The sequence below is a fragment of the Dyella kyungheensis genome, from assembly GCF_049913195.1.
Classification (GTDB): domain Bacteria; phylum Pseudomonadota; class Gammaproteobacteria; order Xanthomonadales; family Rhodanobacteraceae; genus Dyella; species Dyella kyungheensis.
Map to the genome: position 1 here is coordinate 4,254,383 of NZ_CP183983.1, position 22,886 is coordinate 4,277,268.

A 22,886-nucleotide genomic window follows, 5' to 3' on the forward strand; every position below is an offset into this window, starting at 1 on the left:
CCCTAAGGCCCCATCGTTACGCACGTAAGTCGTTGATTTTACCACACGGATTTTTAACATGCGCTTCTCACTGCCCATGCCGCGTCGTTCCCGCCACCCCTTGGTCCGCGCCCTGTCGCTGCTGCTGGGGCTCGCTGTGGTGGGCATCTTGATGGTGTTCGGCCTGGTGGTGGCCGGTGTGCTGCTGATCGGCGGGACACTGGTGTTTGCACTGCGCCATTGGTCGCGCAAGCGCGGCAGCGTATCGCCTGCGCCTCGCCGTGGCCACCAGCCCGAGGTCATCGAGGGCGAATATGTGGTGTTGCACCGGACACATCACGTCGCCCGCTGACGTCCCGGCCTGCGGGCCGCCGCGCCACATTCCGAAGTGTTGTCATGACCCGGCGATGACCGGGTCATTGCGTTGAGCGCCGTGCAGAGCAAGATCCGGATGGCTGGCACCCGCTGCCGGCACTAGGCTGGACCCATCGGTGCTTCGGATGAACGACCATGACTGCCCGCCACGCCAACGGAAAAACCCTCGAACAGGTCCGCCTGCTGCTGGAACGCGCCGACGAGGCGCCCACCCTGCTGGCGCTGGCGGAGGCTTCCGGTCTTAGCCCCAGTCACCTGCAACGCGCCTTCCGGCGCCGTTACGGCATGAGTCCGGCCGAGTATCACCGCGCACGCCGTTTCGGCCAGCTCAAGAGCGCCCTGCGCCAGGGCGCTGCCGTCTCCGATGCGGTGTACGGCGCGGGTTTCGGCTCCAGTAGCCGGGTTTACGAACACAGCGACCGTTTGCTCGGCATGACCCCGGCGAGCTATCGGGCGGGTGGTGCCGGAGCGGACATTCGCTACACCACCACCGATACGCCGCTGGGTCGGCTGCTGGTGGCAACTACCTCGCGCGGCATCTGCTCGGTGACGCTGGGCGATACCGATGCGGAGCTGGAAAAGCGCCTCGCCGATGAATTTCCGCAGGCCTCGCACGAACGCGTGGATGCCGGCCGCGAAGAGTGGCTCGATGCGGTGATCGCCCGCATCGCCAGCGAACTGGGCTGGAGCGATGCGGATGCGCCGGATCTGCCGCCGCTCGACGTGGCCGCCACCGCGTTTCAGTGGCGCGTGTGGAACGCGCTCACGCGGATTCCGTCGGGCACCACCAAGAGCTACGGCGAGCTGGCCGCGGAACTGGGCATGCCCAAGGGCGCCCGCGCCATCGGCAATGCCTGCGGCAACAATCGCCTGGCCTTGATCGTGCCCTGCCACCGCATCGTGCGCGAAGACGGTTCGCTCGGCGGTTGGCGCTGGGGCGTGGAGCGCAAACGCGAACTGCTTGCCAGCGAACGGCGCGACGACCACCGGCAGGGACAGCGCTCCGCCGCGTGACTTGAGCGCCGCTCAAGGCTGCCTTGCGGAAGCCTCGCTTCCGACCCGTCGGCGCCCGGACTATGGTTGAGCTGCGTATAAACTATGGGCGACATACACCCCGCCATGTCCCCCGCGTAGCCCGATATGACCGACACGACGACTCCCTCAGCCGCCCCCGTGGTTCATGCGCCCGTTGCCGACACGCGTCTGCTGGTGCCGTTGGCCTTGTTTGCGCTGTACATCATCTGGGGCTCGACCTACCTGGGCATCCATTACGCGCTGGAGAGCTACCCGCCCTTCCTGCTTGCGGGCATTCGTTTCCTCGGCGCGGGTGTCGCACTGTTCGCCTTCCTGCGTTTGCGCGGTGTGGCGATGCCCACGGCAATCCAATGGCGCAATGCCGGCATCACCGGTTTCTTGCTGCTGGGTGTTGGCAACGGGTTGGTGTGTTTTGCGGAGCAGCGCGTGAGCTCGGGTATCGCTGCCGTCGCGGTGGCGAGCATGCCGCTGTTCGCCGCGGTGTTTGCCGGCGTATACGGCGAATGGCCCTCGCGTCGCGAAACCGTCGGTCTGGTGATCGGTTTCGTGGGTGTGGTCGTGCTGAACCTCGGTGCCGGCCTCTCCGGTTCGCGACTGGGTGCCATCGCGCTGCTGGTCGCCGCCATGAGCTGGGCGTTCGGCGCCACCTGGAGCCGGCGTCAGGACATGCCGGCGGGCCCCATGAATACGGCGGCGCAAATGCTGTGCGCCAGCGTGGCCTTGCTGATCGTCGGTTTCGCCCAGGGCGAACAGCTGCCGGCCCATCCCACCACGCGCGCCACGCTGGCGCTGGTGTACCTGGCCGTGTTCGGGTCGATCATCGCCTTCAGCGCGTTCCTGTATGTGCTCAAGCACGCGCGCCCCGCCCTGGCCACCAGCTATGCGTATGTGAACCCGCCGGTGGCCGTGCTGTTCGGTGTCCTGCTGGTCGGCGAAAGCGTGGGGCCGTACGACCTGCTCGGCATGGCCATCATCCTGGTGGGCGTGGGTGCCATTACGCTGGCCCGCCAGCGCCGCTGACGACCGCGTGGCTTGGCGAAGAAAAAGGGCGCGCCATTCGACGCGCCCTTTTTTGTTTCCACGAGAACCTCAGAGTTCGCGCAATGCCGTCGTCACAGGCAGTCGCGCAGCACGCATTGCCGGGAAGATGCCGCCGATGAAACCGATGGCCAGCGCCCATTTGAGTCCTGTCCACAGCAGCGCCGGCGATACCCGCAATTCGAAACTCAGCTTACCCACGGTGCCCGCGGCAAGCGTGGATGCGCTGTAGCCGTTGAAGATCAGCCACGCCAGCAGGCCGCCCAGCAGACCGCCGATCAGCGCCAACAACATCGTTTCGAGCATCACCGCGACCACCACCGGAAAGCCGCGAAAGCCGATCGCACGCAAGGTGGCGATCTCGCGTGCACGCGCGGCCACCGCGGCAAACATGGTGTTGAGCGCGCCGAACATGGCGCCGATCGCCATGATCAGGCCCACCGCGATGCCCACCGCCCTGATCACCTTGGTCATGCCCTCGGACTGCTTGCTGAAATAGGCGATCGTGGTGCTCACATCGACCTTCAGCTGCGGATTGCTTTCCAGCTCGGCCTTGAACTTGTCATAGGCCTTGGGATCGGCCAGGCGCACCGTCACCGAGGCACGGCTGCTGCCGCGACGATAGGTATCGGCCACCACGCTGGCGTCGCCCCACACTTCCGAATCCATCGCATCGCCGGAAGAGAACACGCCGACCACGGTCCACTGTTGGTTGCCCAGCTTCACCGTATGCCCGGGTGTGAGCCCTTCGAACTGCTTGGCCGCGCCCTTGCCCACGATCAGCTCGCGCATGCCGGGCTTGAAGTTGCGTCCGTCGATCACCTTCACGTTCGGCCGCACCGCCCACGCCTGCTCGCCGACACCGCGCAGCTGCACGCTGCCTTCGTCGTCCGCGGTGCTGCCCTTCAGCGGAAGATTCGCCGCCACTACCAGTTCCGGCGACGCGATGGGTTCACCCTTGGCGTCCTTGGCGATGCCGGCCGCCTGCGGAATCAGCGTCACACTGTCGTGGTCGAGCACGGACATCACCTCCGCCGCGGACGAGCCGCGCATCACGATGACGGTATCGTCGCTGCCGGTCTTGCGCAGTGTCTCCGAGTAGCCTTCGCCCATCGCCAGCAAGGCCACCAGCACGCCGACCACGCCAGCGATGCCGATCACGATCACCGCCGAGGAACCAAGGCGTTGCTTCAGCGTGCTGATGCCAACGCTTGCTACCGAAGCCGCACGGCGCCCGCTACGAGTGAACGCCATCCACGCTGCAAACAGCAGCGCCAGCACGATCACGCCCTGCCAGGGCAGCATGATCCAGGCCACGAGCACTGCGGCAATCAGCAGGAGCAGGCCAAGATTGATCAGGAAATTCTTCATGTGGCTCTCCTTAGCGGCCGGCCAGCGCGTCGACGATGTTCAGTCGCATCGCTCGCACCGCCGGCAGTGCACCCACCAGCAGACCGATGGCAACCATCAGCACCAGGCCCAGGATCCAGCTGCTGGTGCCCACGCTGGGCAGGTTGAGCATGCCGCCACTGCCGGCGCTCACCAGGGGAATGATCAGCGACGCCAACCCAAGCCCGATCACGCCGCCCAGCAACAGCAGCAGCACCGATTCGGCCAGCACGATGCCGAGCACCGCATGGTTGGAAAAGCCGATCGTCTTGAGCACGGCCAACTCGCTGGTGCGTTCGCGTACCGCCTGCATCATCGTGTTGCCCGACAGCAGCAACAACGTGAAGAACACCGCGCCCATGATCGAACCCACGATCAGGCCGATATCGGCGAGCTGCTTCATCCAGCTGGCGGTGGCCGCCTGTTCGGTCTGCGTGCGCGTCTCGTGATCGGAATTGGCCGAGATCGCGTCGATCGCCTTGGCCACGCGGTCGGCCTGGTTCACGTCGGCAACTCGGGTGACATACCAACCCACGGTGCCTTGATTGAAGGGCGTGGTTTCGTCGAAATACTTCCAGTGCAGCAACAGCATCTGGTCGAAGAAGCCGCCGCTCTTCTTGTCCTTCGAATGCAGGATGCCGACGATGTCGAAGGTCCAGTTCTTGCTGCCCTTGCGATCCGGGAAGATGGTCGACTGCAGCGGAATCTTGTCGCCCACTTTCCAGTTGAAGCGCTTGGCCAGTTTTTCGCCCACCAGGATGCCGGTGCGCGTATCGTCAAACGCCTTGCGCTCGGCCGCGCTCACTTCGATCTCGGGATACAGATCGATGTAGTTCGGTTCCACCGCGAAGCTGAAGACCTGGTTGTGCGGGTCCTGGTAGGCACCACCAAACCAGTTCGCGTAGGTCACCATCTTCACGCCCGGCACCTGCGCGATCTGCTGTTCCAGCGATTGCGGCAGCGTCTGGATGAAGGAGAGTTTCGAGCCGGTCTGCAGGCGTTGCGCACCGTTGGCGCTCTGCCCCGCCTGGTCGAAGGACGTACGCACCGCATCGAGCATGCCGAACAGCAGGAACGCGGCAATGATCGAGACGAGCGTGAGGACGGTGCGGGCCTTGCGCCGGAACAGCGCCGCCCAGATGAGATGGAGATATTTCATCGTCGCATCCTCACGCCAGCGCCTGTTCGACCAGGGTGCCCTTGTCCAGATGCAGCGTGTGATTGGCGTACTCGGCGGCCTTGGGATCGTGGGTGACCATCACGATGGTCTTGCCGTGCTCGCGATTGAGCACACGCAGCAGGCCCAGCACTTCCTCGGCCGACTGGCGATCCAGGTCACCGGTGGGCTCGTCGCACACCAGCAAGGTGGGGTCGGAGACGATGGCTCGCGCAATCGCCACACGCTGCTGCTGGCCGCCGGAAAGCTCGCTCGGCTTGTGCGAGGCACGGTCGCCAAGGCCCACCAGTTGCAACGCAATGGAGGCGTTCTTGCGGCGCTGTGCCGCGGAAAGCTTGGTCAGCAGCAGCGGCAACTCGACGTTCCTCTGCGCCGACAGCATCGGCATCAGGTTGTAGAACTGGAACACGAAGCCCACGTGCGCCGCGCGCCACTTCGCCAGTTGCCCGCCGCCCAGTTGATCCAGGCGCTGGCCGGCGACGGTGATGCTGCCGCCAGTGGGCGTATCCAGTCCGCCGATCAGGTTGAGCAAGGTGGTCTTGCCTGAACCGGAGGGGCCCATCAGCGCGAGGAAGTCGCCCTCGGCAATGTCGAGGTCGATGTGGTGCAGCACTTCCACTTTCTGCTTGCCGCGCTCGTACACCTTGGAGAGGTCGCGGGTTTCGATCAATGTGCTCATTGCATGTGCTCCTGATGCGAATAGCCAGGCATCGCGGTTGGCGATGCACCCGATCACGCGTTGACGAGGCGGTTCACTCTGCGGCTTTTGCCGCCAGCTTGACCCGGTCGCCGTCCTTCAATGCCGCTGGCGGCGACACCACCACGGTGTCGCCCACTTGCACGCCCGTCGGCAGCAGGCTCTGGTCGCCGATCTTCGAGGCGGCCGGCGATACGCTGCGCTGCTGCACGATGTCGCTGCTGACGATGAACACCACGCCGTGGCCGTCGCGCTGTGCGATCGCCGTGGTCGGCACCAGCGCGCCCTGCGGTGCCTGCGTCTGTGTCTGTGCCTGTGCCTGGTCCTGCTTCTGCTCGAGGAAGGACACGCGCACGCCCATGTCGGGCACGATGCGTGCGTCTTTCTTCTCCAATGCCACGCGCACCTTCACCGTGGCCTTGCCGCGATCGGCGGCAGGAACAATGGCGATGACGTGGGCGGGAATCTTCCAGTCGGGGTAGGCGTCCAACACGGCCTCGGCGGGCATGCTCGGCTTCACGCGGCCGATATAGGCCTCGTTGACGTCCACGTCCACTTCCAGCGAATCCATGTCCACCACCGTGCCCACGCCGGTGCGGGTGAAGCCGCCGCCCGCGGAGAACGGTGAGACGATTTCGCCCACCTGCGCGTCCTTGGTGGTGATCACGCCGTCGAACGGCGCGCGGATCACGCAGTAGTCGAAGTTCACCCTCGCCACCACGACCTGTGCATCGGCCGAGGCCGCGCTGCGCTGCTGCGACAGCAGCTGGGCGCGTGTGCTGTCGACCAGCGTACGCGATTGCTCGGCGAGCTGTTTGGAGACCAGGCCCTTCGCCGCGAGCTCTTCGTTACGCACGGCATCGCGCTGGTTCTGCGCCAGTTGCGCCTGGAACTGCGCGACCAGGGCGTGCGAAGCGGCGGCCGTGGTACGGGCCGCATCGAGTGCCGCCTTGTACTGCGAGTCGTCCAGCCGCGCCACCACCTGGCCCTCCTTCACGTGGTCACCCTCCTCGATCAGCACATCGGTCAGCGTGCCGGTGATCTGTGCCGACACGGTGGCCTGCCGCCGCGCCGTCACGTAACCGGTGGCCTGCAGCACCGCACCGGCCGCCGCATTGGCCACCGGCGACTGCGCCTGGGCCGTCTGCACTTCGATGGCGCGCCGGCCCAGCACGAACCAGCCCGCCAGCGCGATCAACACCAGCACGAGCAGCACGCCGCCGACGATCCACGGCCAACGGCCCGGCCCCTGGCCATGCTCCTCGCGCAGATGTTTCTCGATGCGCAGTTCCTTCAACAGATCCGCATTCGCCACACGCTCTCCCTGCCGGTCACTGCCGGTTCCGTGATGCGATACACATTGCTGGAGCGGGCCCGCCGACTCCAGAAGCCCTCATCAGCCAAACGCGGTGACAGCTGTCACCTGGCCGACATCGATCGAGGGCAGAGAACCGGCCCGGTTGTACTCGCATGCCGGTTGCTAAAAAAGCTGACGTGACAGCAGACTGGCGCTCGCAAGCGGGAGTGGTAACCTTCCCGGCCATGTCATACGCCATCACGCCCCCTGCCGTTCCGAGCCTGCCGATCATCGGCAGCGACCAACGTTTCCCGCTGCGCCGGATCTTCTGCATCGGCCGCAACTACGCCGAGCACGCCCGTGAAATGGGTTCGACGGTGGACAAGGACACGCCGCTGTTCTTCTGCAAGCCGGCCGATGCCGTGGTCACCGACGGCGCCGACGTGATCTATCCGCAGGCCACCCACGACCTGCACCACGAAGTGGAAATGGTGGTGGCGCTGGGCGCGGGCGGACGCGACCTTTCCGCCCAGCAGGCCGGTGCGCTGATCTGGGGCTACGGCGTGGGCCTGGACCTGACCCGCCGCGACCTGCAGGCCGTCGCCAAGGCCAAGAGCCATCCGTGGGATGTGGCCAAGGGCTTCGACCATTCCGCACCGGTGTCGGCGCTGCGTCCGGCCGGCGAGGTATCGCTCGATGCCGATACCGCGCTCACCCTCACGGTGAACGGCCAGCCGCGCCAGCAAGGCCGCCTGGGCGAGATGGTGCACGGCGTGAACGAGATCATCGCGCTGCTCTCCACGCTGTTCGAGTTGAAGGCCGGCGACCTGATCTTTACCGGCACGCCGGCCGGTGTTTCAGCCATGCAACGCGGCGACCGCTTTCATGCGGAACTGGCCGGCGTGGCCACGCTTGAAGGCACCGTCGTCTGAACTTGCGAAGGCGGCTGCATGCCGCCTGCACATCGCGCTGCGTTAGAGTGTCGAGGCCATCCAGCCCAGGGAGAGAAGCATGAGCATGCTCAAAGAGTTCAAAGAATTCGCCATGCGCGGCAATGTGATCGACCTCGCGGTCGGTGTGGTGATCGGCGGCGCGTTCGGCAAGATCGTCAGCTCGCTGGTGGACCAGATCATCATGCCGCCGATCGGCCTGCTCACCGGCGGTGTCGATTTCTCGCAGATGAAATGGGTGCTCAAGCCGGCCGACACTACCGATCCGGCACACAAAATCGCCGAAGTGGCTATTGGCTATGGCACCTTCATCAATACCCTGATCCAGTTCCTCATCATCGCGTTTGCGATCTTCCTGGTGGTCAAGGCGATCAACCGCCTCACCCGCCGCGAAGAGGCCGCGCCTGCGCCGCCGCCGGCCGATGTGGTGCTGCTGACGGAGATCCGCGACCTGCTCAAGGCGCAGAACCCGAAGTAAGCGGCCAGGAACGTTGCGCGAAAGAGGCGCTGCGGCGCCTTTTTTGTTTTTGCTGTTTTTGACCCCCGCAGCATGACTTCTGGCCTAAGCAGCCACGAGCACGCGGGCCATAATCGAAGTTTCCGCCCAAGGAACGTCCCCATGCGTCAACTGCCGCTTACCCTGCTCGCCGCCAGCCTGATGTTCGCCATCGGCTCGGCCAACGCCGCCACCCAGACCACGGTTCCCACCGCAGCCGTAAAGACGGCCGAACAGCTGCGCGACAAGGCGATGAACGACAACACGGCGTACCAGATCGTCGAGTCGCTGACCACCGAAGTGGGTCCGCGCATTGCCGGCGGTCCGGCGGACCTGCGCGGCCGCGAGTGGGCCATCGCCAAGTTCAAGGCACTGGGTTTCGACAAGGTCTATACCGAGCAGGTGACCTATCCGCTGTGGGAACGCCGCAGCGAGCACGCCGCCATCGTGGCGCCGTTCCCGCAGCCGCTGGACTTGATTGCGCTGGGCTATTCGGCCGGCACGCCCAAGGGCGGCCTCACCGCCGAGGTGGTGCGCTTCGACAGCCTCGATGCGTTGAAGAAGGCCGACCCGGCCAGCGTGAAGGGCAAGATCGTCTACGTCGATGCGCACATGCAGCGCCACAAGGACGGCGCCGACTACGCCATCGGTTCGGGCGTGCGCGTGGGCGGCCCGGTGATCGCCGCCAAGATGGGCGCCGCCGCGTTCCTGCTGCGTTCGGCCGGCACCGATGCCAACAGCCGCACGCCGCACACCGGCGTTACCGGCTTCACCGATCCGAAGGACGCCATTCCCGCCGCCGCACTCTCCAACCCCGATGCCGATCAGCTCACGCGCATCCTCGGCTTCGGCAAGCCGGTCAGCGTCAAGCTCGACCTGGACGTCGGCTTCAACGGCAGCTACACCGGCGCCAACGTGATCGGCGAAGTGACCGGCAAGAAGCATCCGGACCAGGTCGTGGTCATTGGCGGCCATCTCGACTCGTGGGATCCGGGCACCGGCGCGATCGACGACGGCGCCGGCGTGGCGATCGCCATGGCGGCCGGCAAGCTGATCCACGACATGCCGCAGCGCCCTGACCGCACCATCCGCGTGATTGCCTTCGCCAACGAAGAGATGGGCCTGTGGGGTGGCCGCGCGTACGCCGACAAGCATGCCTCCGACGTGGCGAAGTTCCAGCTCGGCACCGAATCCGATTTCGGCGCGCGCAAGATCTGGCTGATGACGGCCAGCGTGAAGCCGGAGTCGCGCGGCGCCATCGAGCAGATCGCCAAGGTGCTTGCACCGATCGGCGTGGACTATGACGCGAGCAAGCCGGGCGGCGGCGGCTCCGACCTGTCGCAGATGCACGGCAAGGGCATGGCCGCGCTCTCGCTGGTGCAGGACGGTACCGACTACTTCGACTACCACCACACCGCCAACGACACGCTCGACAAGATCGACCCGAAGGAACTGGCGCAGAACGTCGCCGTCTATGCCGCGTTCTCGTACATGGCCGCCCAGGCCGACGGCAACTTCGGTTCGGCGCCGGGTGCGTTCAAGGGAGATGGCGCGGAGGAGTGATCGTTCCGCGCATGCGAACGAAAAAGGGCGGCCCATGGCCGCCCTTTTTTATTTGGTGAGTCTCACCTGTGGGAGCGCACTTGTGCGCGACAAGCCAACGAAGCGGCATCGACAAGGCGCCGCAGTCGCGCACAAGTGCGCTCCCACAGGGTCTCCGCTTCAGTGTGCCGTCTCAGCACCGCCCACGCGCCGCTTGCGCGAGAGCCGCGTGTGCAAGCGATCGAGATACAGATAGATCACTGGCGTCAGGTACAGCGTGAGCACCTGCGACACCAGCAGGCCACCCACCACCGCCAGGCCCAACGGTCGACGCGTCTCGGCACCGGCGCCCAATCCCAAAGCGATCGGCAAGGTGCCCGCAAACGCGGCCGCGGTGGTCATCATGATCGGTCGGAAGCGCACGTGGCAGGCTTCCACGATGGCGAGCGCAGGCGCGGTGCCATCGCTGCGCTGCTTCTCCAGCGCGAAGTCGATCAACATGATCGCGTTCTTCTTGACGATGCCGATCAGCATCACGATGCCGACGAAGGAGAACAGGTCGAGTGGCGCACCGAAGATCATCAGCGTCGCCAACGCGCCCACGCCCGCCGATGGCAGGCCCGACAGAATCGTCAACGGATGGATGAAACTCTCGTACAGGATGCCAAGCACCAGATAGATCACGAACAACGCCATCACCAGCAGCAAGCCCATGCCCTGCATCGAATCCTGGAACGCCTGCGCCGTGCCTTGCACACTGCCGGTGATCGTGGGCGGCAGGTTCATCTGCTTCATCGCGCTGTCGATGCTCGCCACCGCTTCGCTGAGGCTCACGCCCGGCGCAAGGTTGAACGACACCGTCACCGCGGGTATCTGGCCCTGGTGATTCACCGTGAGCGCCTGCGGCTTGCGTTCGAAACTCGCCACCGCATTGAGCGGCACCAGCCCGCCACTGCTGGAGGTGACGTAGATCTGCGACAGCACCTCGGGATCATTCTGCAAGGCGTAATACACCTGCAGGATCACCCAGTATTGCGATGACGCACCGTAGATCGTGGAAATCTGGTTGGCGCCGAATGCCGAACCCAGCGCCGTCTGCACCTGGTCCATGGTGAGGCCGAGCGTGGCGAGCTTGTCGCGATTCACGTCCACCACGATGGACGGGCCGTTGAGGTCCAGGTCGCTGGTGACGTCCTGGAAACCATGCAGCTTGCTGAAGGCGGTGATCACCCGGCCCGACCAGTCGTACAGCGCGGGCGTATCGATCGACTGCAAGGTGTATTGGTACTGCGCCTTCGATTGTCGTCCGCCTACCTGGATCGATGGCGGGTTCTGGATGTAGGCCCGGATGCCCGGCACCTTGGCGAACTTCGCCCGCAACTCCTGGATGATGCCGTTGACGTCGAGCGGCCGCTCGCTGGCAGGCTTGAGCGTGAGCGACAGGGAACCGTTGTTGGTGGTGGTACGCGCACCGCCGCTGCCCACCGAGGACATGTAGCTGGCGATGTTCGGATCCTCGCCCACGATCTTGGCCAGCTGCTGCTGACGTTGCGCCATGCTGGACACCGAGGTGTCATCGGGGCCTTCGACGTTCACGTTGAGCTGACCCGAATCGCCGGCGGGAATGAAGTCCTTGTCGACCACCACGAACAACACGCCGGTAGCCAGCAGGCTGGCCACGAACAGTCCCATGATGCTGCGCGGGTGATGCACGGCCCAGGTCAGCGAACTCACGTAGCCGCGGCGTACGCGCTCGAAACCGGCATCGAACCACAGCACGACCCGAGCTTTCTTCTCGTGCTCGGCATGCTTGAGGAAGCGGCTGCACAGCATCGGCGTGAGGGTGATCGAGACGAAGCCCGAAATCAGGATCGCCACGCTCAGCGTCACCGCGAACTCATGAAACAGACGGCCGACGATGCCGCCCATGAACATCACCGGCAGGAACACCGCCACCAGCGACAACGTCATCGAGAAAATGGTGAAGCCGATCTCGCTGGCGCCCTTGAGCGACGCTTCGTACGGGTCCATGCCCTCTTCCACGTGGCGCACGATGTTCTCGAGCATCACGATGGCATCGTCGACCACGAAGCCGACCACCAGGGTCAGCGCGAGCAACGAGAGATTGTCCAGGCTGTAGCCGAGCGCGAACATCGCGCCAAACGTGCCCACGATGGACACCGGCAGCGCCAGCGCGGGAATCAGGGTGGCCGAGGCGTTGCCCAGGAACAGATAGATCACCAGCACCACCAGCACGCCCGCAAGCATCAAGGTGAACTGCACGTCGTTCACCGATTCGCGGATGGAGACCGAGCGGTCGTACAGCACGGCCAGCTTGATCGATGGCGGCAAGGTGGCCTCGAACGTGGGCAGCACGGAGCGGATGCGGTCGATGGTCGCCACCGTGTTGGAACCCGGCTGGCGCTGGATGGCCAGCACGATGGCGCGCTCGCCGTTGTACCAGCTCGCGACCTGGTCGTTCTGCACGCTGTCTTCGGCCTTGCCCAGGTCCGACAGGCGCACCGGCGCGCCATTGCGATAGGCCACGATGATGCTGTTGTACTGATTCGCCCGCTGCAATTGGCCGTCCGAACGCACCTGCAGCAGCTGGCGACTGCCGTTGAGCGAACCGGTGGCGAGATTCACGTTGGCCGCGGCCACCGCGTTCTGCACGGTATCGATGCCGATGCCGCTGGCCGCCAGCTTCTGCGGATCGACGCTCACGCGCACCGCGTATTTCTGCGCGCCGTAGACGCTCACCTGGGCAACGCCATCGATCATCGACAGGCGCTGCGCCAGTTGCGTCTCCGCGTAGTCGTCCACCACCGACAGCGGCTGCGTGCGCGAACGCAGCGTGAGATAGAGGATCGGCGCGTCCGCGGGGTTCACCTTGCGGAACGTGGGCGGCGTGGGCATGTTGGTGGGCAGCTGGCGCTGCGCCGAGGAAATGGCCGCCTGTACATCCTGCGCGGCACCGTCGATGCTGCGATCGAGTTCGAAGGTGAGCGTGATCGAGGTGCTGCCGAGCGCGCTGGTCGAGGTCATCGACTGGATGCCGGCAATGGTCGAGAGCTGGTTTTCCAGCGGCGTGGCGACTGCCGTGGCCATCGTCTCCGGCGCGGCGCCAGGCAGGCTCGCGTTCACCGTGATGGTGGGGAAGTCGACGTTCGGCAGTTCGTTCACCGGCAACTTCGGATACGCGACGACGCCGAATACCAGCAACGCCACCATCAGCAGCGTCGTCATCACCGGGCGTTGAATGCACAGGGCTGGCAGGTTCATGGCGCCGCCTCAGCCGTTGTCGGTGACGACGTGTATGTGCGCGCCATCGACCAGCAGCAATTGGCCGTCCGTGACCACGGTCTCGTTGCCGTTCAGGCCCTTCTCGATGACGATCTGGCCGCCCGTGCTGGGCCCGGCCGTCACCATGCGCTGCTGCACCGTGCCGTCCGCATTGACGACGAAAACGAAGCTGCCGAGCGGCGCGTTCTGCAAGGCCACCACCGGCACCGTCACCACGTTGGAGAGGCGCGTGGTGGGCAACACCACTTCCACGAACTGGCCCGGTGTGAGCCGATCGTCGTCGTTGGTGTAGCGCGCCTTGAGCTGGATGGTGCTGGTGGTGGTGTCCACCGAGTTGTTGATGAAGTCGAGCTCGGCCTCCATCGGTGCGGTCTTGGTGTTCGGGATGGCCACCGACACCGGCACCTTGCCGCGCGCCATGGCGGCCTTGATGCCATCGAGACCCGTCTCGGGTGCCGAGAAGGTGATGTGGATGGGGCGGATCTGGTTCAACACCACGATGGAGGTGTCGTTCGCCGTGATCTGTGCGCCCGGATAAACGAGCGGCGCACCCGCGATGCTGTCGAACGGCGCCTGGATCTGCGCATAGCTGAGCTGCGTGCGGGCCAGCTCCACCGCAGCCTGATCGGATTTCACCGCCGCGCTGTAGATGCCCTGGTTGGCCTTGTAGGTGTCGTAGTCCATCTGCGAGACATAACCCTTGCCGAGCAAAGGCTGGTAACGCTTGATGACGGTATTGGCGTTGTCCAGCTGCGCCTGGTCCTTGGCCAGGTTGCCGAGCGCCTGGTCGAGCTGCGCCTGCAGCAGGCTGGGATCGATGCGGATGATGGTGTCGCCCTGCTTCACCTGTCCGCCGGGCTTGAACAGCAGGGCCTGCAACTGGCCGCTCACGCGCGCCTGCACATTCACCGTGGAAAAAGCCTCGGCGCGACCGATCACCTTCAAGGTGAGATCGAGGTCGCTGCGATGCGCACTGGCCACCTTCACCGGCACCGACGCGGCCACCGCAGGCGTTTTCGCCTTGGCGCGTTCGCTGCCGCGGAACATCTGCGCGGCCACGATCGCCGCCACGATGACGACGGCCAATACCAAGAGTTTCTTGCGGGACGTGCCTTGCATGATGTCTCCGACCACCCACCGCTGCCGGCATGCCCGGCATGCGCCGGGATGCCGCCCTAGCGGCCGCGCTGCGTGTCTGTCCAAAAGGGGATTGCCGCACCGGGCATGCTCTCGGGAGCATGCCCCACTCCGCCCAGTGCGTCTCATTGGGCATTGTGATGCAGCCAGCGTCCGTGGCTCGCACGACCGACAGCACTTGGCAAACCGCCTGCCGTCAGGCAGGCGACATGTTCATCGCAACATAGTGTGGCACGCGTGTGACATACACCTGCCAGAAGGCCTGGTTGGCGGATTTTTCCGGGCGATCAGAGCTCGGCGTCGTCGGAGGGGCCGCCGTTGTCCAGCGCCTGCAGGTTTTCCTTCATGCGGTTGAGCACGCCCAGCGCATGTTCCAGCTCAGGCACGCCGATACCCTGGGTGGCATCCTTGCGCACGCCCTTGGCGATCAGCTCCATGTCGGCGATGACGCCACGCGCCTGGTCGGTCACGTACAGCCGCCAGGCGCGGCGATCCTTGGGATCGGGCCGGCGCTCGACGAAACCGGCCGCCTGCAGGCGATCGATCACGCGGCCCACCGCAATGGGCTCCATTTCCAGTGATTCGGCCAGTTCGGTCTGGCGCAGGCCTTCGCGGTGATAGAGCATCTTGGTGGCCCGCCACTGGGCGCGGGTCAACCCGAATTTCACGGCGCGCCTGTCGAAGTGCTTGCGGAACAACAGGGTGACGTCGTTGAGCAGATAGCCAAACGAGATGTCTTCTGCCTTAGTCATGGCGATAGGTCAGTCCGGGCGAGGCGTTAGGAAGGTCAAGCATACGTCGCAACATTTTACGAAGCCAATGCCAATGAACATAGAGATCATTGTTAGCGACATTACCGCCTTGGATGTGGACGCCATCGTGAACGCCGCCAATCCCACCCTGCTGGGCGGCGGCGGCGTGGACGGCGCCATCCATCGTGCCGCCGGCCCACGGCTGCTGGAGGCCTGCCAGGCCCTGCCCGAGCTCAGCCCCGGCGTGCGCTGCCCCACCGGCGAGGCACGTATCACGCCCGGTTTCGAGCTCACCGCCCGGTACATCATCCACACCGTCGGGCCGGTATGGCTCGGCGGCGGCAGCGGCGAACCCGAGCAACTGGCCCGTTGCTACCGCAACAGCCTGACGCTGGCGACCGAATACGACCTGGCCTCGATCGCCTTTCCCGCCATCAGCTGCGGGGTTTACGGCTATCCGCCCAAGCGGGCAGCGCGCGTGGCCCTGCGCAGCCTGCTCGATGCGCCTGAGGGCGGCCCCTCGCAGGTGCTGGTTTGCTGCTTTGGGCGGGACATGGCCGATATCTGGCGCGAGGCGCTCAGCGACGCAAGCTGAACGGATAGAGCGGCGGCAACGGCGAGGCATCCGCGGAGCCAGTCGCCGGCTGCCAGGCAAAGCCATCGCGGAAGGCGGCGGCCAGCCGCGAACCCAGGCCCGGTTCGTCTGCGCCTGCGTAGCGTTTGCGCTGCAAGGCCTCGATGGCCTCGCGCTGGGGCCCGGCCGACAGGGCCTGCGCCAATTCGCCCAGATTCCGCAGCGAAGGACGCTCCGCCTGCGCCCAGGCCAGCAAGGCAGCGGCCTGCCCGGAGGCGTCACTGCCACGCGCCTGGACCAGGAAGGCCGCACGCAGGCGCGATGGCGAACCCTGAGCTGCGGCCGGCGAGGGGGTTTGGGCGGTCTTGTTCGATCGACGGCGCCACAGCATCCAGGCCAGCACACTCAGCACCCACAGGGCGAGGCTGACCAGGGCCACGGTGCGCCACCATCCGCCTCCGCTCACTGCCAGGGGCGCCGTCGAGCCACTGGGATGGACGACGGCAGCGGCGTCGGCCTGAGGCGCTGCCGCTGGCGGCGCGGCAGGCGCACCCGCGGCACCCACGACGGTAAACGTCCGGGCCGGCACACGCGCGGTCTCGGCATGGTTTTCCAGCACGTTCCACCAGGTGAGCGTGGTCTCCGGAATGGTGAGCGTGCCGGGACGATTGGGTACCACCGCGAAACTCTGCTGGCGGCGCCCCACCAACCACTGGCCCTCCACGCGCGAGCCGTTGACCGGCTTGTCCGGGTACACCGTGGCGCCCTCCAGCGACGGCAGGCTGAGCGACGGCAGCGCTTCATACGGCAGTCCGACGGCCTGCACGTTCATCACCAGGTTGAGCGGCTCGCCCACGTGCAGGTCGCCGTGCGAGGGACCGCCATCGAGCGTGAGGCTGAGCGACCGCGCCGGCAGCCAGGCGCCCTGCGCGGCCTGGGCCGGCGCGGGACGCACGTCGAAAGCCACCGTGGGCGATGAGGCAGTGATCGGCGTGCCGTTGCCGAAGAAGGCATCCGGGTTGGCCATGTCGACCGACTCGCCCTGAAAGGCGACCGAGGGAATCTGCAGGTGGCCTACGCGCTGCGAGGTGGCGGCATAGCGACGCTCGATCACGTTGTAGCGACGACCGCCGCGCTCGGCTTGGTAATTGATTTCACCGCCCAGCCGAGGGAAGTCCATGCCCGCCAGCTGCGGATCCTCCAGCGCCCCGCTGGTGAGGTCGGTGGCATAGAACAAGCGCAGCGTATAGACCACCTGCTGGCCCACATAGGCGCTCGCCGGGTCGATCGTGGCCTCGAGGAAAACGTCCTTGCGACCTTCCGCGGCCGCCGCCGTATCGGGCGGCAGCACTTCCACATCGACCGGCGCGGTGGTGCCGCCGGCAAACGACAACGCCGGAATGTGCAGCGTGCCCACATGCAGCGGGCGCAGCGCCACGCCCACCGTCACCTGCAACGAACGCTGCCCGTTGATGATGCTGAGGCTGGTGTTGCTGGACGACCCGAGCACGGCGAAGTCCTGCGACAGCGCGCTGAGATCGGGTGTGGCCGCCATCGCGCCACTGCTGGCGCGCAGGTTGAGCGTGACGGTTTCACCGAGTTCCACGCGGTTGCGGTCGAGCGTTGCCGTGACATCGGCGGCGAGCGACAGCAGCGGCCATGCGCAGGCAAGACAGAACGACAGCAAGATCAGGTAACGCGACTTCACTGCGAATCACCTTCTGATGACGACGCGCCGCCGTGGCGCTGCCGGTATTCGAGTTCGAACTTGCGCCGCAACAGCGCGCCCGGATCGTCCGGCACGCGCTGCAACGCCTGGCGCACGTCAGCGGGCAGTTTCGACTGCGCATCGTCCTTTTCGATCGCGCCCAGTTCGTGCGCGCCGTTCTGCGGTTTGTCCTTGCCCGGCGATTTGCCCAGCGCCTCGTCCATCTGCTTCTGCAGCGCCTGCTGCGCCTGCTGCTGGCGCGCCTGTTGCTCGGCTTGCTGCTCGGGCGTTTGCGGCTGGCCTGCCGAGTCCTTGTCGGATGGATGATCCATCGGCGAGTTGCGGCCTTGTTCGCTCTGCGGATTGCCGCCGTTGCCCTGGGTGTCGCCGTGCGCATCCTGCGAGGGCTTGCCCTGCCCCTGGTCCTGTTTGTCCTTGTCGCCCTGCTGGCCCGACTGACCCTGCGCATTCTCGGGCGGTGTGGTCGATGGGCCGTCGCCTGCCTTGCCCTTGTTGTCCTTGGCGCCGTTGTCGTTCTTCGGATGCTGCGGCTGGCGCCGCATCCAGTCCTCCACCGCCTTGCGGTTCGCGCTCGCGTCGGCATTGTGCGGATCGGCCTTGAGCGCGCGGTCGTACGCCGCCAGCGCCGCCTGATAATTGCCTTGCTTGGCCAGCGCGTTGCCGAGGTTGTACTGGGCATCGGTGCCGGGCAGCGAACGCAGGTCGTTGCCTGCTGCTGCGTAGTCGCCGGCGCGATAAGCCGCTGCGCCACGCAGTGCCGGATCGCGCGCGAGCTGTTGCGCCTGCCTGGCGTTGCCTTGTTGAAGCGCCGTGGCGGCCTGCTGATCCGGGCGACGCCACAGGTCGCTCCATGCGCCCGCCTGCGCGGTACCCGGCATCGCCGGCAGCAACGCCAGCGCCAACAGCATCAACCAGCCGCGCCGGAACGATGCCGCCGCCAGTGGCAACAACGCGAGCAACAACCATGGGCCACGATCCTGCCATTCGTCGCCGTGCAGATCCGTGGCCAGCGTCTCCGGACCGCTCGCGCTGAGTTCGCTGGCGAGAGCGCGTATGTCCCGATCGTCGTCGGTCATGGCCACGTACTGGCCACCGCCGCTGGCGGCCAGGGCGCGCAGGTTGTCATCGTTGCGCCGCGCCAGGATGACGCCGCCCTGGGCGTCACGCTGGAAACTGTTGTCGGACAGCGGCACCGGTCCGCCTTGCAACGTGCCGATGCCAAGCACCGACACACGCACCCCTGCGGCTGCCGCCTTGCGCGCCGCGGCCTGCGCATCGGCATCGGCATCGTCGGTGACCAACACCAGCGAGCCGCCGCCGACCTTGGCATCGTGAATCAAGGAGACGGCCCGCTCGATGGCCTTGGCCGCATCGTCGCCATCGAGCGGCATGGTGTCGGGCGACAGTGCGTCGAGCAGTTCGTTGAGCGCGGAAGCGTCCGACGTCAGTGGTGCGACCACGAACGCCTCGCCCGCGTAGGCGATCAGGGCATTGAGTCCATCGTGATTGGCCGTGAGCAGATCGCGCACCTTGTAGCGTGTGCGGTCCAGCCGGCTGGGTGTCACGTCGCGCGCCAGCATGTGTTGCGACATCGATACCGCCACCACCTGTGCGGCCCGCTTCGCATACAGCGGCTGCGCCACGCGGCTCCAGGTCGGCCCCGCCATCGCCAGCGTGACCAGCGTCCATCCGCACGCCAACAGCCAGGGCGACGCACGCCGACGCACTGCATGGCCCTTCAACAAGAACGGCAGCAATTCCGGATCGACCAGCCGCGACAGCTGATCGCGCGCGCCCTGGCGCCTGGTTGCGAGCACCACCAGCAGCGGCAGCGCAAGCAACAACAGCAACCACCACGGGCGCAGGAAATGCATCTGCTGCAAGGCCTCGCTCATGCCATGGCCTCCCGGCGGAGCGGGCGCGGCGCAAACGCCAGCATCCAGAGGATGACGGCGAAGCCGAGCGGCCAGCGGAACAACTCGTGCCGCGGTCGCAGCGAGGGACCCTGCTGCGGCATCGGCTCCAGTGCCTCGATGGCGCGGTAGGCATCGGCAAGCTGGCTCGAATCGGTGGCGCGGAAATAACGGCCGTCGGTCTGCGTGGCGATCGAACGCAGCATGGTTTCGTCGAGATCGGCGGAAGGATTGACCGTATGCGTGCCGAACAGATCGGGAACGCTCATCTCCGTCGCACCGATGCCGATGGTATAGACGCGCACGCCCGCGGCCTGCGCGGCGTGGGCCGCATCGAGCGGCGCGATATTGCCGGCGTTGTTCACGCCATCGGTCAACAACACGACCACGCGCGCCTGTTCCGGCAAACCCGCCAGGCGCTTCACTGCCACGGCGATCGCATCGCCAATGGCGGTCTCGGTACCCGCAAGCCCTACCGCGGCGCCCTGCAGCTGCGCGCGCACGGCCTGCAGATCGTAGGTGAGCGGCGTGACCAGGAAGGCGCGACTGCCGAACAGGATCAGCCCCATTTCATCGCCACTGCGACGCGCGATGAAATCGCCGGCAATCGCTTCCACGGCACCGAAGCGGCTGACCGGTTGACCGCTCAACTGCATATCCTCGGCGCGCATGCTTCCGGAAAGATCGACCGCCAGCATCAACGCGCGCCCGCTGCGCTGCTGTGCCTGCGGCGGACCCACCCATTGAGGCCGCGCAGCGGCGACCAGCAAGGCCAACCATGCAAGCACCAGCAACCAGGTGCGCCAGCCGCCGCGACCCTGCCGCTCCGGCGTGTCCAGATGCACGCCGGGATGAGGAAGATGCAGCGCCTGCCCGGGCGACGCCGGCCGCAGCCACCAGCGCAACAGCCACGGCAGCGGTGCCAGCACGATCATCCATGGCCATACGAACTCGGTCACGGGCGCACCTCAACTCGTTTGCGCCATGCCAGCTGCAACCACCGGCGCGTGGCGCTGGCGGCTGCATCGGCGTCCAGCGGTGCGCCGGGCTTGTACATCGCCGCTTCCAGGGCGTCCAGTTGGCCGAGCGTGACTGGGTCAACCGTCATCGTTGCCAAAGTCTGCCGCCAGGCATCGCCACGCTGCTGCGCGACGGTGGCATCGATACGCAATGCGCCACGGCGCAGCAATTGGTGCAGGCCGGATGCCAGCGCCTGCGGCTGTTCACGCCACAGCGCCAGCACCCGATCCACTTCCGCGAGCACCTGTTTTTCTTCCGCATGACGGCGCCGCTGACGACGCCACCACCAGATCGCCAAACCCACGGCCAGCAGCGCCAGCACCGTCAGGAACCACCAACCGGGCGCCAGCGGCCACCAGGACGGATGGGGCGGCAGATGGATGTCGCGCAGCACCGGCCCGTTCGGAGGCGTGGCAGCCGGCGCGTTCATCGGCGCACTCCGGGGGCCAGCAGCGAGATCACGGCGTCGAGCGGATCGGCCGCGGTATCGATGGTGACATGCGGCAAGGCCAGCGCCTGCGCCATCGCGTTGAGCCGCGTCTGGCCGGCACCCAGTGCCTGCTGGAATTCACGGCGCTGGCGCTCGCCAAACAGCGCGACCTCGCGCCGGGTGCCGTCGTGTTCCATCGGATAGCGGCCTGCCGGCGGCAGGCCCAGTTCCAGGGCATCCGCCACCACCAGCACGCGAATGCCTGCCTTGTGCGAGAGATCGAGCAGGCGGCCGCGCGCCGCCTCGTCGCAGCTGAGTCCATCGCTGATCAACAGCACTCGATTGGCGCCATGCATCAAGCGCGCGGCACGCAGGATCACATCCGATAGCGGCTCGCCAGGAAGGGCCGGATAGTTCGCATCCCAGTCGGCCAGCGCGCCACACACCGCCAGCGCACCGCGCGTGCCAGCCTGCGGCCGCAACATGCTGTGACCGTTGCCGAAGGACATCAGCCCCACGCGCTCGCCCGCCCGCACCGCGTACCACGCCGCCAGCGCGGCAGCGCGCGCGGCCTGCACCGATTTCAGACGCACGCGCGTGCCGAAACGCATGCTCTCATGCGCATCCAGCAGGATCAGCAACTGCCCCTCGCGTTCTTCCTGGAACAACTTGGTATGCAGCCGGCCGCTACGGGCGGTCAATCGCCAATCGAGACGGCGCACATCATCGCCAGGCTGGTAGACACGCGATTCGGCATAGTCCATGCCTCGGCCGTATAGACGGCTGGATTGCTGGCCCGCGCGCATGGCACGGCTTTCCAGCCGCGGCAGCGCCGCCTTGGCCACGCGGGCACGCAAGGCCATCAGTTCCGCCAGGCGAACGCGCGTGCGGCCATCGCCGTCCGCCGGCTTGTCGACAACGGCGTTCACGGCAATGGCACGAGATCCAGCACGCGACGGATCACCTGGTCGCTGCGCACGCCCTCGGCTTCCGCCTCATAGCTGAGCAGCACGCGGTGGCGCAGCACTTCGTGCACGATCGCATGCACGTCTTCGGGCAGCACGTAGTCGCGACCGGCCAGCCACGCGTGGGCGCGGGCGCAACGATCCAGCGCGATGGTGCCGCGCGGACTGGCACCCCAGGCGATCCAGCGCTTGAGCTCGGCGCCGTAGACGCCGGGTTCGCGGGTGGCCAGCACCAGCTGCGTGATGTATTCCTCCAACGCCGGCGCCATGTGCACGTCGAGCACGGCATCGCGGGCGTTGAAGACGTCGGTCTGGCTGAGGGTGGGACGCGGGACCGGTAGCGGATGCAGGTTCCTGCGGGCCTGTTCTCGCGCCAGTTGCAGGATCGCCAGTTCGGCAGCCGCATCGGGATAACCGATGGTCACGTGCATCACGAAGCGGTCGAGCTGCGCTTCCGGCAGCGCGAAGGTGCCTTCCTGCTCGATCGGGTTCTGCGTCGCCATCACCATGAACAGGTCGGGCAGGCGCCAGGTGCTGCGGCCCACGGTGATCTGGCGCTCGGCCATCGCCTCGAGCAACGCCGACTGCACCTTGGCAGGCGCGCGGTTGATCTCGTCCGCCAGCACGATGTTGTGGAACAGCGGGCCGCGTTCGAACTCGAAGCTGCCCGCTTGCGGGCGGAAGATGTCCGTGCCGGTGAGATCGGCGGGCAGCAGGTCGGGCGTGAACTGCACACGGTGGAAATCGGCTTCGATACAGCCTGCCAACGCCTTCACCACGGTCGTCTTGGCCAGGCCGGGCGCGCCCTCGACCAGCAGATGGCCGTCGGCCAGCAAGGCCACCAGCAGGCAGTCTATCAGGTGCGGCTGACCGATGACGCTGCGTTGCAATTCATCGCGCACGCGCAAAAACGCCTGCTGCAGGGGGGAAGAGGTTGAAGCCTCGGGCATGTCCATCGGGGAATCCAGGGGTTGAACGTAACCACAGACCTTAACCGGCCCCGGAAGTTTAATACCCATGACTTCCGGCCCCCATCGGCGGCCGGCCTCATCTGCCCGAAAAGCAAAGGGGCGGCCGAAGCCGCCCCT

At 66.3% G+C, this 22,886-nt stretch carries 20 protein-coding genes; 7 read left to right on the plus strand and 13 right to left on the minus strand.

The features are described 5' to 3' along the window. The first annotated feature begins 58 nt into the window (after positions 1-58). The 3 genes from ACN9MB_RS19140 (at position 59) to yedA (ending at position 2,409) form a co-directional block, all read left to right on the plus strand. Positions 59-331 (plus strand): hypothetical protein, encoded by a 273-nt coding sequence (locus tag ACN9MB_RS19140; RefSeq protein ID WP_204637241.1) that lies wholly within the window; start codon positions 59-61, stop codon positions 329-331. Positions 332-489: 158 nt separating this feature from the next. After that, positions 490-1,368, plus strand: a complete 879-nt coding sequence (locus ACN9MB_RS19145) for a methylated-DNA--[protein]-cysteine S-methyltransferase (protein WP_426269928.1) — start codon at positions 490-492, stop codon at positions 1,366-1,368. A gap of 126 nt (positions 1,369-1,494) precedes the next feature. Beyond that, a complete protein-coding gene (yedA, locus tag ACN9MB_RS19150) occupies positions 1,495-2,409 on the plus strand; it encodes a drug/metabolite exporter YedA (protein WP_204637243.1) in 915 nt (304 codons plus the stop codon). A 69-nt stretch (positions 2,410-2,478) separates the two neighbouring features. Here the strand turns inward: yedA and ACN9MB_RS19155 are convergent, their stop codons facing one another. From ACN9MB_RS19155 to ACN9MB_RS19170, 4 genes are all read right to left on the minus strand, one after another. Continuing rightward, positions 2,479-3,798 carry an ABC transporter permease gene (locus ACN9MB_RS19155; RefSeq protein ID WP_204637244.1) on the minus strand — a complete coding sequence of 440 codons (1,320 nt, stop codon included), beginning with the start codon at positions 3,796-3,798 and terminating at the stop codon, positions 2,479-2,481. Positions 3,799-3,808: 10 nt separating this feature from the next. Beyond that, positions 3,809-4,975, minus strand: coding sequence for an ABC transporter permease (locus tag ACN9MB_RS19160; RefSeq protein ID WP_426269929.1), 1,167 nt, complete (start codon positions 4,973-4,975; stop codon positions 3,809-3,811). A gap of 10 nt (positions 4,976-4,985) precedes the next feature. Beyond that, positions 4,986-5,672, minus strand: coding sequence for an ABC transporter ATP-binding protein (locus ACN9MB_RS19165; protein ID WP_204637246.1), 687 nt, complete (start codon positions 5,670-5,672; stop codon positions 4,986-4,988). Positions 5,673-5,745: 73 nt separating this feature from the next. Then, the gene (locus tag ACN9MB_RS19170; protein WP_426269930.1) at positions 5,746-7,005 is read right to left on the minus strand and encodes an efflux RND transporter periplasmic adaptor subunit; all 1,260 of its coding nucleotides are present in this window, start codon (positions 7,003-7,005) and stop codon (positions 5,746-5,748) included. 227 nt (positions 7,006-7,232) lie between these two features. Between ACN9MB_RS19170 and ACN9MB_RS19175 the strand changes: the two genes are divergently transcribed. The 3 genes from ACN9MB_RS19175 to ACN9MB_RS19185 all read left to right on the plus strand — a co-directional run bounded on the left by ACN9MB_RS19175 (position 7,233) and on the right by ACN9MB_RS19185 (position 9,996). After that, complete coding sequence (locus tag ACN9MB_RS19175) at positions 7,233-7,919, plus strand: fumarylacetoacetate hydrolase family protein (RefSeq protein ID WP_204637248.1); 687 nt, start codon at positions 7,233-7,235, stop codon at positions 7,917-7,919. 79 nt (positions 7,920-7,998) lie between these two features. Then, positions 7,999-8,415 (plus strand): large-conductance mechanosensitive channel protein MscL, encoded by a 417-nt coding sequence (gene mscL, locus ACN9MB_RS19180; RefSeq protein WP_426269931.1) that lies wholly within the window; start codon positions 7,999-8,001, stop codon positions 8,413-8,415. 141 nt (positions 8,416-8,556) lie between these two features. Next, on the plus strand, positions 8,557-9,996 hold the full coding sequence (locus ACN9MB_RS19185; protein ID WP_426269932.1) for a M20/M25/M40 family metallo-hydrolase: 1,440 nt from the start codon (positions 8,557-8,559) through the stop codon (positions 9,994-9,996). Between the two features lie 159 nt (positions 9,997-10,155). Here the strand turns inward: ACN9MB_RS19185 and ACN9MB_RS19190 are convergent, their stop codons facing one another. The 3 genes from ACN9MB_RS19190 to ACN9MB_RS19200 form a co-directional block, all read right to left on the minus strand. Further along, positions 10,156-13,257, minus strand: a complete 3,102-nt coding sequence (locus tag ACN9MB_RS19190; protein WP_204637251.1) for an efflux RND transporter permease subunit — start codon at positions 13,255-13,257, stop codon at positions 10,156-10,158. Between the two features lie 9 nt (positions 13,258-13,266). Then, the gene (locus ACN9MB_RS19195; protein WP_426269933.1) at positions 13,267-14,397 is read right to left on the minus strand and encodes an efflux RND transporter periplasmic adaptor subunit; all 1,131 of its coding nucleotides are present in this window, start codon (positions 14,395-14,397) and stop codon (positions 13,267-13,269) included. A gap of 305 nt (positions 14,398-14,702) precedes the next feature. Next, positions 14,703-15,167 (minus strand): MarR family winged helix-turn-helix transcriptional regulator, encoded by a 465-nt coding sequence (locus ACN9MB_RS19200; protein ID WP_204637253.1) that lies wholly within the window; start codon positions 15,165-15,167, stop codon positions 14,703-14,705. 73 nt (positions 15,168-15,240) lie between these two features. On the opposite strand from ACN9MB_RS19200, the gene ACN9MB_RS19205 reads away from it, so the two are divergent. Further along, on the plus strand, positions 15,241-15,762 hold the full coding sequence (locus tag ACN9MB_RS19205; RefSeq protein ID WP_204637254.1) for an O-acetyl-ADP-ribose deacetylase: 522 nt from the start codon (positions 15,241-15,243) through the stop codon (positions 15,760-15,762). Here the strand turns inward: ACN9MB_RS19205 and ACN9MB_RS19210 are convergent. The 6 genes from ACN9MB_RS19210 to ACN9MB_RS19235 are packed head-to-tail and all read right to left on the minus strand — an operon-like array spanning position 15,746 to position 22,754. Continuing rightward, positions 15,746-17,449 (minus strand): BatD family protein, encoded by a 1,704-nt coding sequence (locus ACN9MB_RS19210; RefSeq protein WP_426269934.1) that lies wholly within the window; start codon positions 17,447-17,449, stop codon positions 15,746-15,748. The genes ACN9MB_RS19205 and ACN9MB_RS19210 overlap by 17 nt on opposite strands. Then, a complete protein-coding gene (locus tag ACN9MB_RS19215) occupies positions 17,446-19,365 on the minus strand; it encodes a VWA domain-containing protein (protein WP_426269935.1) in 1,920 nt (639 codons plus the stop codon). Before ACN9MB_RS19215 ends, ACN9MB_RS19210 begins: the two co-directional genes overlap by 4 nt. Beyond that, a complete protein-coding gene (locus ACN9MB_RS19220) occupies positions 19,362-20,342 on the minus strand; it encodes a VWA domain-containing protein (protein ID WP_426269936.1) in 981 nt (326 codons plus the stop codon). Before ACN9MB_RS19220 ends, ACN9MB_RS19215 begins: the two co-directional genes overlap by 4 nt. Beyond that, positions 20,339-20,833: a DUF4381 domain-containing protein gene (locus tag ACN9MB_RS19225; protein ID WP_426269937.1), complete on the minus strand. Its 495-nt coding sequence runs from the start codon at positions 20,831-20,833 to the stop codon at positions 20,339-20,341. The genes ACN9MB_RS19220 and ACN9MB_RS19225 overlap by 4 nt, the downstream gene beginning before the upstream one ends. After that, positions 20,830-21,762, minus strand: coding sequence for a DUF58 domain-containing protein (locus tag ACN9MB_RS19230; protein WP_426269938.1), 933 nt, complete (start codon positions 21,760-21,762; stop codon positions 20,830-20,832). The genes ACN9MB_RS19225 and ACN9MB_RS19230 overlap by 4 nt, the downstream gene beginning before the upstream one ends. Further along, complete coding sequence (locus ACN9MB_RS19235; RefSeq protein WP_426269939.1) at positions 21,759-22,754, minus strand: AAA family ATPase; 996 nt, start codon at positions 22,752-22,754, stop codon at positions 21,759-21,761. The genes ACN9MB_RS19230 and ACN9MB_RS19235 overlap by 4 nt, the downstream gene beginning before the upstream one ends. Between the last annotated feature and the right edge of the window lie 132 nt (positions 22,755-22,886).

What these genes read in the sequence shown, in the direction of transcription:
- ACN9MB_RS19155 (WP_204637244.1), bottom strand. Translation starts at nt 3,798, where the DNA reads ATGAAGAATTTCCTGATCAATCTTGGCCTGCTCCTGCTGATTGCCGCA.
- ACN9MB_RS19175 (WP_204637248.1), top strand. Translation starts at nt 7,233, where the DNA reads ATGTCATACGCCATCACGCCCCCTGCCGTTCCGAGCCTGCCGATCATC.
- ACN9MB_RS19190 (WP_204637251.1), bottom strand. Translation starts at nt 13,257, where the DNA reads ATGAACCTGCCAGCCCTGTGCATTCAACGCCCGGTGATGACGACGCTG.
- ACN9MB_RS19235 (WP_426269939.1), bottom strand. Translation starts at nt 22,754, where the DNA reads ATGGACATGCCCGAGGCTTCAACCTCTTCCCCCCTGCAGCAGGCGTTT.
- ACN9MB_RS19200 (WP_204637253.1), bottom strand. Translation starts at nt 15,167, where the DNA reads ATGACTAAGGCAGAAGACATCTCGTTTGGCTATCTGCTCAACGACGTC.
- ACN9MB_RS19195 (WP_426269933.1), bottom strand. Translation starts at nt 14,397, where the DNA reads ATGCAAGGCACGTCCCGCAAGAAACTCTTGGTATTGGCCGTCGTCATC.
- ACN9MB_RS19205 (WP_204637254.1), top strand. Translation starts at nt 15,241, where the DNA reads ATGAACATAGAGATCATTGTTAGCGACATTACCGCCTTGGATGTGGAC.
- ACN9MB_RS19140 (WP_204637241.1), top strand. Translation starts at nt 59, where the DNA reads ATGCGCTTCTCACTGCCCATGCCGCGTCGTTCCCGCCACCCCTTGGTC.
- ACN9MB_RS19185 (WP_426269932.1), top strand. Translation starts at nt 8,557, where the DNA reads ATGCGTCAACTGCCGCTTACCCTGCTCGCCGCCAGCCTGATGTTCGCC.
- yedA (WP_204637243.1), top strand. Translation starts at nt 1,495, where the DNA reads ATGACCGACACGACGACTCCCTCAGCCGCCCCCGTGGTTCATGCGCCC.
- mscL (WP_426269931.1), top strand. Translation starts at nt 7,999, where the DNA reads ATGAGCATGCTCAAAGAGTTCAAAGAATTCGCCATGCGCGGCAATGTG.
- ACN9MB_RS19160 (WP_426269929.1), bottom strand. Translation starts at nt 4,975, where the DNA reads ATGAAATATCTCCATCTCATCTGGGCGGCGCTGTTCCGGCGCAAGGCC.
- ACN9MB_RS19215 (WP_426269935.1), bottom strand. Translation starts at nt 19,365, where the DNA reads ATGAGCGAGGCCTTGCAGCAGATGCATTTCCTGCGCCCGTGGTGGTTG.
- ACN9MB_RS19165 (WP_204637246.1), bottom strand. Translation starts at nt 5,672, where the DNA reads ATGAGCACATTGATCGAAACCCGCGACCTCTCCAAGGTGTACGAGCGC.
- ACN9MB_RS19225 (WP_426269937.1), bottom strand. Translation starts at nt 20,833, where the DNA reads ATGAACGCGCCGGCTGCCACGCCTCCGAACGGGCCGGTGCTGCGCGAC.
- ACN9MB_RS19145 (WP_426269928.1), top strand. Translation starts at nt 490, where the DNA reads ATGACTGCCCGCCACGCCAACGGAAAAACCCTCGAACAGGTCCGCCTG.